The organism is Citrobacter sp. MGH103 (genome assembly GCF_001034475.2).
GTDB classification, from domain to species: Bacteria; Pseudomonadota; Gammaproteobacteria; order Enterobacterales; family Enterobacteriaceae; genus Citrobacter; species Citrobacter freundii.
Map to the genome: position 1 here is coordinate 3766969 of NZ_CP073043.1, position 13411 is coordinate 3780379.

Annotated in this window: 7 protein-coding genes and 1 pseudogene; 4 read left to right on the top strand and 4 right to left on the bottom strand. The window is 48.0% G+C overall.

The window, feature by feature from the left end:
- The first annotated feature begins 155 nt into the window (after positions 1 to 155).
- The 3 genes and pseudogenes from SK33_RS18205 to SK33_RS26780 form a co-directional block, all read left to right on the top strand.
- Positions 156 to 2378, top strand: coding sequence for an EAL domain-containing protein (locus tag SK33_RS18205; RefSeq protein WP_048219570.1), 2223 nt, complete (start codon positions 156 to 158; stop codon positions 2376 to 2378).
- A gap of 537 nt (positions 2379 to 2915) precedes the next feature.
- Positions 2916 to 4472, top strand: coding sequence for a hypothetical protein (locus tag SK33_RS18210; RefSeq protein ID WP_048219571.1), 1557 nt, complete (start codon positions 2916 to 2918; stop codon positions 4470 to 4472).
- A gap of 6 nt (positions 4473 to 4478) precedes the next feature.
- Positions 4479 to 5621, top strand: a pseudogene (locus SK33_RS26780) (AAA family ATPase); the annotation flags it as partial.
- A gap of 2583 nt (positions 5622 to 8204) precedes the next feature.
- Here SK33_RS26780 and SK33_RS26685 read toward each other — a convergent pair.
- Together SK33_RS26685 and SK33_RS18220 are read right to left on the bottom strand one after the other, a co-directional pair.
- Positions 8205 to 8456: a hypothetical protein gene (locus SK33_RS26685; protein WP_326928959.1), complete on the bottom strand. Its 252-nt coding sequence runs from the start codon at positions 8454 to 8456 to the stop codon at positions 8205 to 8207.
- Positions 8438 to 9418: an IS5-like element ISKpn26 family transposase gene (locus tag SK33_RS18220; protein WP_000019445.1), complete on the bottom strand. Its 981-nt coding sequence runs from the start codon at positions 9416 to 9418 to the stop codon at positions 8438 to 8440. The genes SK33_RS26685 and SK33_RS18220 overlap by 19 nt, the downstream gene beginning before the upstream one ends.
- On the opposite strand from SK33_RS18220, the gene SK33_RS18225 reads away from it, so the two are divergent.
- A complete protein-coding gene (locus SK33_RS18225) occupies positions 9417 to 10007 on the top strand; it encodes a hypothetical protein (protein WP_048219573.1) in 591 nt (196 codons plus the stop codon). The two genes, SK33_RS18220 and SK33_RS18225, sit on opposite strands and share 2 nt — an antisense overlap.
- Positions 10008 to 10168: 161 nt before the next feature.
- On the opposite strand, the gene SK33_RS18230 is transcribed toward SK33_RS18225, so the two are convergent.
- Together SK33_RS18230 and SK33_RS18235 are read right to left on the bottom strand one after the other, a co-directional pair.
- The gene (locus tag SK33_RS18230; protein WP_003838705.1) at positions 10169 to 11557 is read right to left on the bottom strand and encodes an APC family permease; all 1389 of its coding nucleotides are present in this window, start codon (positions 11555 to 11557) and stop codon (positions 10169 to 10171) included.
- A 343-nt stretch (positions 11558 to 11900) separates the two neighbouring features.
- Positions 11901 to 13319, bottom strand: coding sequence for a glutamine synthetase family protein (locus tag SK33_RS18235; protein ID WP_032937032.1), 1419 nt, complete (start codon positions 13317 to 13319; stop codon positions 11901 to 11903).
- Positions 13320 to 13411 lie beyond the last annotated feature (92 nt).

A 13411-nucleotide genomic window follows, 5' to 3' on the forward strand; every position in this document is an offset into this window, starting at 1 on the left:
ATCGAGGGTTACCTTTAAAAAATTTACATAACATATTTTAGAATGGTTTTCAATTAGCGAAAACATCCAAAAATACACATTTCAAACCTCCAGTCTAACCTGTTTTAAGTAGATGACTTAAATCGAGAACGGTGATAACTCACTGAGAATTGCGAATGATGATATTGCTAAGAAAAACTGAAAATATAAATTTTATTAATACATTTAGAGACTATTTTTGTGTAGGCATCGCGTTTTTTGCATTACAGCTGATCGCTGGTCATCTCAGTAAGCAAGAGGATGTTGCGGGTATAACCCTGCATTTTTACGATCTCACTTTACCTCTTATTTCTGCACTGCTGGTTTTATACCGGCAAAAGGCGCTGCCAATTTTGGGTGCCTTTTTCTTGTATGCCCTTTACTCTTACTCTTTATCTTCGGTATTCACGCTAACGGCTCAGCTACTGGCTGCTCTCATTAGCCAGACACTCTACTTTTTCTCGACAGGTAAACGAGGCGCGGTTAGCTTTGGTCGTAGCCAGCTTACAACCCTGCGTATTGTCTGGCTCGTGTGTTGCAACGCCTTACTATTCATCTCGATTGATCACTGGCTCCAGTCGAACACTGCCTCTGTACCGATCACAAACCTTTTTACACTACAAACACTAATTAACTTACAGTGGTTGATGAACTCTTGCCTGACTGGCATCCCTTTTTGTTATCTGTTGCTTAGAAGCGTTCAAAACCCTGCATGGTGCATTTTATACATCAGACAAGTGAAGACGCTGATAAAATCCGGCCCTCCTATTCTGTATCAAGTATTATGGCTGGTGCTGTTACTCTGCATTATGTCCGCTTTGATCGTCATCAGAGAAGATATTCTTATATTTACAGACTATTCATTACTGTGGTTACTTCCAGTAATGCTGTGGGGAGTGATCTGCATTGGCCATGCTTTTATATCCCCTGTATGGGTAACAATGCTCATCCTGTTGGGATATTATATAAACAGTTATATTTCGCCGGATAACTATAATAATTATTTACATAGTCTCGTGATTTCCTCCACGATAGTGTTTGTCTTTTCTCTTACGATTGTTGTTACCGGTGTACTTGTGGTCCGTAACCGAAAATATCTCCGCCGCCTCAAACAACTTTTTAGATCAGAGCCTAATACCGGACTGCCTAACTTTCAGGCCCTGCAAATGGACATCCGTAAACACGCAACAGAGTGCTTGTGTTACATCCGTTGTACAGAGTTGAATACGCTGGAGCAAACTCATGGAATAGAATTCCGTTTTGAATTTGTAAAAGCGCTAAGCGCATATGTACGTAAATTAATTAAGGATACAGGTAACATTTATTACGCACCAGGTCATGGAATAATTCTTCGCCTTAATACTGTCCCTGACATTCCTGCTCTTTACAAAGACCTAAACTCTTTTCGTTTTATCTGGAAGGATTACCAATTGGGACTATCTTGTGGTGTGGCATATACCACCGAGAAAAACCTGATTAAAAATTTATCACAAGCAATTAAACATCTTAATACCCAAAGCTACATCTCGTTAATGCAGGGACAACCGTTGTTACTCAGCCCGCAGGTGCCAGGTGATAAAATTGTCAGTCAGGCTGTCATTCGTCATATGTTGCAAAAAGCAATTGACAGAAAATCGTTTGAGCTTATGGCTCAACCCATCGTATCAACGATGCTGGTTGTTCAGCCTATCGTTTCAACTACGGGACTGACACGTTATCACGAGATACTTATTCGGATAAAAATGGTTGATGGTAAGTTAATCTTTCCAGACACCATCCTACCGGTTGCTCGCGAGGCAGGATTACTTCCTGCACTGGATATCACTGTTATTGAGCAAACATTTCGTTTTATACAGTCACGGCAGAAATCTGACCCGAACAGTCATTTCTCCATTAATCTGACACCTGACTCGCTTAATAAAATTGATTTTCTTGATAATGTTTTCACATTGTTTAGAAAATATTCCATCGCACCTAAACGTATAATTTTTGAAGTCATTGAATCAGATATCATTGACAACGCTAATGTCACTGATGTTCTGAGAGCATTACGTAAAGCCGGTTCTAAAATTGCTATTGATGATTTTGGCACAGGGGCGTCAAGCTATTCACGACTCAGAACATTAGACGCAGATATTCTGAAAATTGATGGCTCCTTCATCCGTAATATACTGACCGATGAATTTAGTCGATGCGCCGTCAGATCCTTCTGCGAAGTAGCAAAACTCAAAAACATGGAAGTAGTAGCTGAGTTTGTTGAAAATGAGGAAATTGAAAAGATGCTAATTACGATGGGTATTGGTTGGTTACAGGGATACCATATAGGGAAACCCGTTCCTATTGAGTTGGCTGAATTATAATAATAATTATATTCCTACATTGTTCCACTTACCGGCTCCCGTGCCGGTTTTTTATTCCCTTAACGAAAACTGCATATTAATTAAGCAAAACACCATGCAATTTAACGTCATAACATCGTGTTGTTGCTACCAATCAGTCTACAGATATTGCCATACAGCCACGAGTTGTAGAGCCTCCCCCCTCCTAAAAATAAGGGTTTTTTCAGAGGTTTTTTGAAATTCATATGGAGATTAATGCTCCCCCATATGGAGATTTTGTATTGTGCAAAAAAAACAGTGAGAAGGATTTTCCTGCATGATAGGTTGCTTTAGCCTTAAAAACACGGTATTTCCCCGAAATTAATTCCTGATGAGAAACTAGCCAAGAAGCTTCAAATCGGGTGGCAACCTGAAGATTTTGGCTACCTCAGTCATAGAGTTCATAATCAATATTAGTGATCGCTGCGCTAGTCTGCATTTAGCATTACGGCTAATATCATTTGCGTCAATTTTCATAGTCATTTGATGATATATCACACAGCAGATTTAACGGTAAAAATGATGACACAACAAAATAATAATCTCGCACAGAACATTAACGATGATGAATTTTCCTCCATCACACAGGTAGAATTACAAGTTGTAGAGGAGATTAATGCTCCAGAGCAGACCGCATCCATTATTAGCTCTTTTGTAACCTCCTGCCAGGCTCGCGGCGATCAGCCATTGGGGCAATGGTTGGATGATGAATTTCGTAAATATCCACAGATCTGGAAAAACGAAGAAGAGTTACTAAACACTCGTCGGCAGATAATACGGTCTACAGAAGCCTTTAACCAGTCTCGCGACTCATTACAGCAGCATATGGATAAAGGTCGTAGCCGTGCCTCCTGGTTGGCTAGCGAGATAGAAAAAAATGCAGCAGTTTCTGGTTCGGTACACGTAGGCCAATACGCCAGCCTTATCGATAGCGCCTTGGTAGACGCTAACGAAAATGCGCGCAAAACAATCACCACGCAGGCCGGGAATATCAACCAAAACCCCAATCTAGATGGTCTTGTTGCGGAACAGCATCACGTCGATACATTTAATATCGATGCAACCACCAAAGGCAGTCCGTATCGTGCACGGGTTGTTGGTTCACAGGAGCTAAACTCCGTTGATATTGAGATTGTTGACGGCAACGGCAATGTGGTCTGCAAATATCAGTCGAAATATGGTGCTGACTCAAACGCTACAAATACTCAGCTCAATCGGGGCGACTATAACGATCAACAAGCGCTAGTTCCCGAGGGGCAAGGCGCAGATGTGGCCAACAGCACAGAGGTTATTGAAGCTGACGGAGTGTCTTCTAAGCCACTTTCTAAAGAGAAAGCAAAAGAATTACAGAAAAAAGCTCAACAAGATGCCGAAGCACGTCAGTACGACTGGAATGACACTAATCGTATTGATATTGCCAAGCAAATTGGTAAACAGGCTATGCTCGGTGCCTGTATTGCGGTGGGTATGCAGGGAGCCAGAATCCTTGCAAGGCGTGCCTGGAACCGCCTGAACGGTCGTGAAAATCCATCCACCAATGAAGACCTCAACGAGTTTTTCGAAAGCTCGCTGCGTACCGGTACGCAAACAGCTATACAGGTTGCTATTTCCGGAGCGGTCGTAGTCGCTGTCAAGAACGGCTTTCTTGGCGCAGCATTACGCAGTACTCCTGCGGGCCTAATTACCAATATCGTCTGCGTGGGCATACAGAATGCAAAGGTACTTTATAAACTGGGCAAAGGTGAACTGACTGGAGAGGAAGCGCTCGATGCCATCGGTAACACCACTATAACCACGATAATGGCAATTGCTGGTGCAACGGAGGGGGCCACGTTGGGCGCAGCGATTGGTACCGTATTAGGTCCAGTTGGTACAGCCGTTGGAGGGTTTGTTGGCGGTGTCGCAGGTGGTATAGCGGGTGGGCAAATTGGTGAAATCGTCTATAGCGCGGGCAAGGTTGTTGCCAAAACAGCTGCCAAGGTCATTGCCAGTGTTACTGAAAACGCGGGTCGTGCCATTAAGTCCTTTAGCCGGGGTATCAGTAACTTTGCCTCAAACCTTTTCTCATTCTGGTAAATACGGATGAATCTGCTCGAACTTAAGACCAAGATAAAATCCCATATCCTCGCTGGATATCCAGGGCTTTACATCCACTCCGGCGAAGAAAGCCGAGTTGATACGCTATTGCAAGAAATAAGTACAGAACTGACACTGTATCCCAAAGAGTGGAATCTTGGATATGGCTGGGTTGATTTCCGTAACAAACAGCCTCGGAACACGCAGAGTCAGGCCACCGAACTAGCAGAAAGTTTACCTTCGCTGCTCGATGACGATTTGGACGGAAAACTCTTCATCATTAAAGATGCCCGCAGTGCACTGGAAAACCAGCCACTCGCCGTTGCACGGTTAAAGCAATTGCTCAACCGCATTCAGCGCCACCACCGGAGCAAAACTGTTGTCGTACTTGTTTCAGAAACTTTGCACATCCCAGTACAAATCGAGTCGCAAATCACCTTGCTCCCCCTGTCACTGCCCCAGGGTGAGGAAATTAACCAGCAGCTCAGCAGTTTTTGCCAGATGCTTGATCTGTTTGTCCCGGAAAATATGCATCAGCGCCTGCATACTGCGTGTTGCGGATTGAACCAGGAAGAGATCCGATCAGTATTAGCACTAGTTCGTCAACAGCATGAACAAATTAATGACGAGGCGTTGGCTCTTATCCAGCATGGGAAAGAGCAGATTATCGCAAAAAGCGGCGTGCTTGAGATGCTGCACGTAATCGAAAATGCAACTGACATCGGCGGTCTTGAGAACCTTAAAACCTGGCTCACTCGCCGCGCCCAGATTTTCCGCCGCCTGAGTGAAGCTCGCGATTCACGCGTACAGGCGCCTAAAGGTGTACTTATCGCCGGTATGCCCGGTTGTGGGAAGTCTCTTGCGGCCAAAGCAGCCTCCGGTTTATTCCAGTTGCCACTCCTACGTCTTGATATCGGCTCATTATTGGGTAAGTACGTCGGAGAAAGTTAACATAATATGCGTCGGGCGCTAACAATGGCAGAATCAATTAGCCCCTGTATTTTGTGGATCGACGAACTGGAAAAAGCCTTTGTCGGCATGAACAGTGGCAGTGGTTCGGAGGTTTCCTCACGACTTTTCGGCTATTTTCTTACCTGGATGCAAGAAAAAACCGGTGCGGTATTTGTCATTGCCACTGCTAACAATATTACCGTGCTCCCTCCAGAGTTGCTGCGTAAAGGGCGATTCGATGAGGTGTTTTACGTCGGATTCCCCAACGGCGTAGAGCGAGCAGCTATTCTGGACATCCATCTGAAAGGTGAGTCGCTTGAACTGACCCAGAATGAACGCAATAAGCTGGTAACACAGTGCCGTGATTATGCAGGTGCAGATATTCAGAATGCTATCAACGAAGCTCGAGAAATAGCATTCCTTGAAAACCGCCAGTTGGAGTTGAAAGATCTGGAAGCAGCTATCCAGCTTACAGTTCCGTTACGTGAGACCCTGCGTGAACAGGTTGCCCAATACGAAGAGCTGTTTGAGAAACTCAAACTCAAACCAGCTTCCACCAGCGATGGTCTTAGCGTAGCGCAGATGATTCAGATGGCGGATAGTGCAAACTCGTTGCGCCGCGCAGAGGTCGCTAATAGCGAAGATTGTCCGGATGATTTACTGGAAAAACTGGCGGCAGATGCAGACCTGAACGTACGCAAAGCAGTATATCGTAACCCGAACTGTCCTGAGCAGGTACTCACCCAACGTATTAACATTGTTAATGACCAGCCTGAGTTTGAAATCGATCTTTTACATCTGGCCTGTATGCATGCAAATGCACCGCATGATCTGATGGCAACACAATTCGAACGGCTTCAGCTCACTATTCAACATCGACTCCAGCTCGCTGGCAACAGCACAGATAGTACATTGCTTCAACATTTAATGCGTGATCCAGAATTAGACGTTTGCGAGATGCTTATTACCAATAAAAATCTCAGTAAATTAATGCAATTACAACTGGCGAAAGATTCCAGGGTATCTATTCGCCGACGTCTGGCGCGCAATAGCAATCTTCACCCTGAGGTACAGGAAATACTGGCAAGGGACCGCGATTTTACCGTGCGTGAAGATCTAGCAGATCTTGATGGGCTTAGCGAAACGGTACAACAGATCCTGACGCTGGACAGCGATCAGGACGTGCGTGAAACACTGGCTAAACGCCGCCGTGAAGGATTACTCGCGGAAGCTGTACAACTCGCGTTAGCAAAAGATGAATGTACGGAAGTTAGGGAGTCATTAGCGTCTAACCCCAACCTGGCTGCAACCGCACAGATACGGCTGACTCAGGATACGCATGTCTCGGTTCGTCGCAAGCTTGCCGAACACCCCAATCTGTCCAATCCCGCATTAAACTCTTTGCTCCAGGACACAGATGAAGTTCTTAGAGAACTCGCCGGTAGCAAACACTTTGATACCGCCCTGTTGCAAAACAATTTGAGCCAGCATCCGTCAGAAAAAATTCGTATTGCCCTTGCCAGCAATTACGCTCTTCACCCTGAGGTTCAGGAACAACTGACCAAAGACAGTTGCACAGAAGTACGTGAGGCATTAGCTGGCAATACTAACATTGCGGACGACACGATCTGTACCTTAATGGATGATAGCGATGATGATGTTCGCGCACGCCTGGTACACTGGCGCAATTCGCTGCCAGAGAAAGCTATACATCATCTCGCGATGGACCAAAACCATCTGGTTCGAAAATCGTTAGCTTACACTGAAAATCTACCGAGTGAAGTACAACAGCGACTAGCCAATGATATCTACGATGTTCAAAAAGAGCTGGCAAGTAACTCCACTATAAGTGCATTAACTCAACAGCAATTGCTGGATAACGGTAACCAGGAAGTGCATTACACGTTAGCAGGTAATCGCAACCTGACGGGGCCAATCATGGCGCAGCTCGCTGAAATGCATGATAGCGAAATCCGTGCTCAACTGGCCAGGAACAATGCCCTTACCGCCCCCATCATTGGTAAATTAATCAAGGATGAAGAGGAAGTACAACTGGCGCTTGCACTAAATCAGCATCTCAATGAAGAGTACTATACCCAGCTTTACGACACGGGCTCAGCTTCGATACATGAGAATCTAGCGGGCAACCCACAAATCGGCGAACCGTTAATGGAACGCATCTATCAAACAGAATTGGCGGTAAACAGTCTGGCCACGGCGATGGAAAGCGTACAGTCGATTTTAGCCAGCATGAGGGCAAACTCAGGTTTACCATCAACGAAGAGTGTGTCAAAAATCGCGCTAGCGCTGGCCGGTAATTCCGCTCTATCGGAAACCCTACAGAATAAAATCCTGAATCTGGAGAACTGCAGCGTAGAGATACTCGAAGCGTTGGCCAGTAACCCGACATTGAGTCGGGATGGGCAAGAAGAGTTGGTTACGCACAAAGAGGCCAATGTGCGTCAGAAACTGGCGGCCAACCAAAATACGAATACTAAGATTCTCCACGAACTGCTCCTTGATGATGAAGACAAGGTTCGCATCGCCCTGTTACGTGATTGGTGGACAGATCGCGAGATCGAATGGCAACTGGCGAACGATAAATCTGTCGAAGTACGCTGCGCAGTTGCGGCCTCACAAAGCCCAGGAAAAGCAGTTCAGGTGAAATTGGCAAACGATAGAGACCAAAGAGTACGTGCCCACCTGATACCAGAGGAGGAAAACTATCTCTTTACACTGAATCCTCTAACACAAACCCTTCTTGCCAGAGATAGCGATCTGTCAATTCGCCAGAAAATGGCCTCTTATCCTAAACTGCATCCGTCGGCACAACTCATACTGGTAGAAGATGATGCCATTTGTGTTAGGGAAGGTGCGAATAAGCAGGTCATTTCTTCCCAAGCTGACTCGCTGATTAAAATTTCGCGGATCTGGGCCGATTTTTTTCCCGCAAACACATCGAATCAGCCTATTTAGGCTATTTTTTCCACCATTTCTGGCGTTATTTCCGGTTTTTACTGAGATCTCTCCCACTGACGTATCATTTGGTCCACCCGAAACAGGTTGGCCAGGGTGAATAACATCGCCAGTTGGTTATCGTTTTTCAGCAGCCCTTTGTATCTGGCTTTCACGAAGCCGAACTGCCGCTTGATGATGCGAAACGGGTGCTCCACCCTGGCACGGATGCTGGCTTTCATGTATTCGATGTTGATGGCCGTTTTGTTCTTGCGCGGATGCTGCTTCAAGGTTTTTACCTTGCCGGGACGCTCGGCGATCAGCCAGTCCACATCCACCTCGGCCAGCTCCTCGCGCTGTGGCGCTCCTTGGTAGCCGGCATCGGCTGAGACAAATTGCTCCTCTCCATGAAGCAGATTACCCAGCTGATTGAGGTCATGCTCGTTGGCCGCGGTGGTGACTAGGCTGTGGGTCAGGCCACTCTTGGCATCGACACCAATGTGGGCCTTCATGCCAAAGTGCCACTGATTGCCTTTCTTGGTCTGATGCATCTCCGGATCGCGTTGCTGCTCTTTGTTCTTGGTAGAGCTGGGGGCCTCAATGATGGTGGCATCCACCAAAGTGCCTTGGGTCATCATGACGCCTGCTTCGGCCAGCCAGCGATTGATGGTCTTGAACAATTGACGTGCCAGTTGATGCTGCTCGAGCAGGTGGCGGAAATTCATGATGGTGGTGCGATCCGGCAGGGCGCTATCCAGGGATAATCGGGCAAACAGGCGCATGGAGGCGATTTCGTACAGGGCATCTTCCATGGCACCGTCGCTCAGGTTGTACCAATGCTGCATGCAGTGAATACGCAGCATGGTCTCCAGCGGATAGGGCCGTCGGCCATTGCCCGCCTTGGGATAAAACGGCTCGATGACAGCGGTCATATTCTGCCATGGCAGAATCTGCTCCATGCGGGAGAGGAAAATCTCTTTTCGGGTCTGACGGCGCTTAGTGCTGAATTCACTATCGGCGAAGGTGAGTTGATGGCTCATGATGTCCCTCTGGGATGCGCTCCGGATGAATATGATGATCTCATATCAGGAACTTGTTCGCACCTTCCTTAGGGAAGCATTGGCTAAAGGTTCGGAAGGACTTTTCAATTCGCCACTGAGTGAAGAAGTGCAGCATCGGTTGATAAAAGATAACGATTTCAGAATAAGGCTCGCATTGGCGAAAAATAAAAGGTTAACGCCAGAGGTCCAGATATTGTTGGCAAAGGATATAGATAACAGCGTTAAAAGAAAGTTGATTGAAGAATCAGATCGTATGAATCCGCTCTCTCTTCTGGTGCAAGAGCAACTGGCAAATGACCCTGATGTCACGATTCGAAGCGATTTGGCTCGGTGCCTGTTTAGTGGGTTCCTTGCTCCACGAAGCAGCCAGAAAATCCGACTGAGACTTGCTAACGATCCAAATGAAGCGGTTCGCGATATTATCATTAAGATGGGGTTATTTGAATTAACCTATTCAAGCGAACAATATAACGATGCCGTTCTGGACGGTTTGTTAGTAAGGGCAAACCACGAGCAAATGGAAATGATCAATCTCATCAGGGAAAAAAATCGACTTGCGGTTCAGTAAACAACACCGCTAAGCAGGTATGCCACGACTCTCCACCGTGGCATACCGTTTTTCATTTGACTAACCGAAAGCTACGGCCGACTTTCACATCCGATGGTGTAAATCTGGCCCCCTGCTAAATATTAATCGTCATTACCAGATCTCAGCAGATTCCATATCCATCACTCCCAGGCGCGCTCAGATTTCGCGGCGTCAAACTGCGGCGGCGGTTTACGAAAGCGTCCGGTCAGGTACGCGAGATACACCAGCCCGACGCCGGCCCATACCAGTCCCAGCGTCAGCGATGTCACTTCCAGATTCACCCACAGTACGGCTACCGTGGCGGCACCGACCATTGGCAATACCAGATAGTGCAACTTTTCCTGCCAGGTATGCTTACGTCCTTCACGACGCCAGAAGTGGTTAAACACGGACAGATTAACGAAGGTAAAGGCCACCAGCGCGCCAAAGTTAATCAGCGCCGTAGCGGTCACCAGATCAAAAAACAGGGCCGACAGCGCCACAATCCCGACCATGATGACGTTCAACGCGGGAGTACGCCATTTTGGATGGACATAACCAAAGTATTTCTCCGGGAAGACATTATCGCGTCCCATCACGTACAGCAGGCGCGAAACGCTGGCATGCGACGCCAGACCTGACGCCAGCGTATTCACAAAGGTGGTGCACAGAAAAATAGACTGGAACAACTTGCCGCCGACGTACAGCGCAATCTCCGGCAGCGCCGCATCCGGGTCTTTGAATCGGCTAATGTCCGGGAAGAACAGTTGCATAAAGAACGAGGCGGCAATGAAGATCAGTCCACCGTACAGCGCGGTAAGAAAAATGGCTTTTGGAATGGTGCGCGCAGCATCTGGCGTCTCTTCAGAGAGAGTCGTTACCGCGTCAAAGCCGAGAAACGAGAAGCAGACAATGGTCGCCCCGGTGATAATCGGAATCAAATGCGCATTCTGACTAATAAACGGTTGCAACGACCAGACGGTCCCGACCCCTTCGCCTTTGTGCAGCCCCTGCACCACGAGGAAAATAAACACCACGATGATCGCCACCTGCACCAGGACAAACAGGGCATTGAAGTTCGCCACCAGGTTAACGCTTTTCAAATTGGCCGCGGTAAGGATCGCCACAAACAGCACCACCCAAATCCATGGCGCAACCCCCGGGAATAGCGCGGAAAGGTAAATTTTCGCCAATAGTACGTTAATCATCGGCAGGAAAAGGTAGTCAAGCAGTGAAGACCAGCCGACCATAAACCCCACATGCGGATTAATCGCTTTTTGCGCATAGGTATAGGCCGAACCGGCCTGCGGAAACTGGCGCACCAGCTTTCCGTAACTGATGGCGGTAAACAGTACGCCCGCCAGGGCCAGCAGATAGGAGGCTGGAACATGGCCATTGCTGATACCCGAAACAATGCCAAAGGTGTCAAACACTGTCATCGGCGTGAGATAGGCCAGCCCCATCACCACTACCTGCCACAGCTTGAGAGATTTACGCAGCTGTGCTTTGCCCGGCTGGGCTGCAAGATCCACAGAAGAATTAGTCGACATAGCTTTCCTCCCCGCGACGAGCCCAGATCTGCGTTCGAAATGTGGGAACAGCAGACCTGGGTCGTATCGGGGTAGAAAACCATAAGAAAGGCGTCAATGTTGCACGGCACAGATGCGGTCCGTACTTACTGCGGGAGCCATGGATGCTCACGCGGGGCTGGTTTTTAAACATTGGCATCATCACATTTCCTCGTCACAAACTCTGTCGGTTATCTGAAGACCCGTTGTCGCCCGCGCTCCATTACGCGACATCCGGGAAATGGCAGGTATTCCTGCAATTTTGACGGGCTGGCTCCGCTCAGCCCGCATGATGCGACTTCTTTTTAAATGACCTGTACGACTGTCAGGCGTTTTTCAACATCCACTCAATTTCAGTGTCGGTGATAAGACGTTCAAACTGGATTAATTCATCGTTTTTACAGGCGTGATACACGTGGCTAAAACGCTCACCCAATAATTCACGCAGACTGTCGTTTTGCATAAACTCCCACAGCGCATCGCTCTGGCGGATAGGAAACGGTAGCCCTTCCTGCTCCAGTCCGTTGCCTTCCACTTCTTCCTGCAGCGGCAGATCGTTATCCAGACCGTGAAGGATCCCCGCCAGGATGGTCGACATCACCAGATACGGGTTGGCATCCGCCCCTGCCACGCGATATTCAACCCGATGGTTATCACGATCGCCGCAGGGAATACGCAGCGCCACCGTACGGTTGTTATGCCCCCAGGAAGCCTGAGTCGGCACATACATACCCGGCTGGAAGCGGCGATAGGAGTTCACATTCGGCGCCAGCAGCGCCATTGACGCGGGCATCAGATCAATCATCCCGGCAAGTGCACGCTTAAGTAACATGGAATCATCGCCATTCGCATCGGCCAGCACGTTCTCGCCTTTGTTATTCATGACGCTGATGTGGATATGCATCCCGCTACCGGCATGCTCCTCATAAGGCTTTGCCATAAACGTGGCATGCATCTTATGTTTCTCCGCCACCAGCCGTACCAGACGTTTCAACGCCAGCGCGTCATCGCAGGCGTCGAGCACGTTATCGGTATGGTAGAGGTTGATTTCAAACTGCCCAGGGGAGGCTTCAGCCACTGCGCCGTCAGCCGGGATCAGCTGTAAACGGGCCAGTTCATCGATATCGTTTAACACATCAGCAAAATGGTTCAGGTTATCAACCGAGTAAACCTGACTTTGGGTATTGCGATCGTCCGTACCCGGCGCGCACGGCGGCTGCAGATAACCTTCGGGATCGCGCTTACGATCGAGTAAATAGAACTCCAGCTCTACCGCTACGACGGGGAACAGACCGCGCTGGCGAAGTTTCTGCCAGAGTCGGTTCAGTACGTTCCGCGGCTCAACGTCAAAGGGAGCGCCATCTTCATCCAGCATCGTCAGCATCATCTGTGCAATAAATTCAGGATCGGCGGCCGAAGGGGTTAACGTGCCTGCCACCGGTACACAAGTCCGATCCGGTTCGCCAAGCTCCTGGCCTAATCCCGCCTCTTCGACCACATTGCCAAGAATATCCATCGCGAAAACAGATGCCGGGAAATAGCAGCCTTTCTCTAACTTATGCAATCCAGCAACCGGAAGGCGCTTACCGCGAAAACAACCATTAAGGTCGGTTAACAGCACATCCACATACTGCGTATTAGGATAGCGTTCCAGATACTGCTTAACTTCGCGCGCAAACGCGCTACTTCGTCTCTCTTCAGAATGCTGAACAAAATTCTCAACTTCTACGATATTGGTTTCCATGATTCACCGCCGTTGGCCTGGTAAGCTGCTCTGTGATTAGACTGTTAAATATAATGTCCACCATTCGACTCTGGATGCAAACAAATTGTTTG

Bases quoted from the DNA above. Each gene is read 5' to 3' on its own strand.
- SK33_RS18205 (WP_048219570.1), top strand. From the start codon at position 156: ATGATGATATTGCTAAGAAAAACTGAAAATATAAATTTTATTAATACA.
- SK33_RS18210 (WP_048219571.1), top strand. From the start codon at position 2,916: ATGATGACACAACAAAATAATAATCTCGCACAGAACATTAACGATGAT.
- SK33_RS18225 (WP_048219573.1), top strand. From the start codon at position 9,417: ATGATGTCCCTCTGGGATGCGCTCCGGATGAATATGATGATCTCATAT.
- SK33_RS18220 (WP_000019445.1), bottom strand. From the start codon at position 9,418: ATGAGCCATCAACTCACCTTCGCCGATAGTGAATTCAGCACTAAGCGC.
- SK33_RS18230 (WP_003838705.1), bottom strand. From the start codon at position 11,557: ATGTCGACTAATTCTTCTGTGGATCTTGCAGCCCAGCCGGGCAAAGCA.
- SK33_RS18235 (WP_032937032.1), bottom strand. From the start codon at position 13,319: ATGGAAACCAATATCGTAGAAGTTGAGAATTTTGTTCAGCATTCTGAA.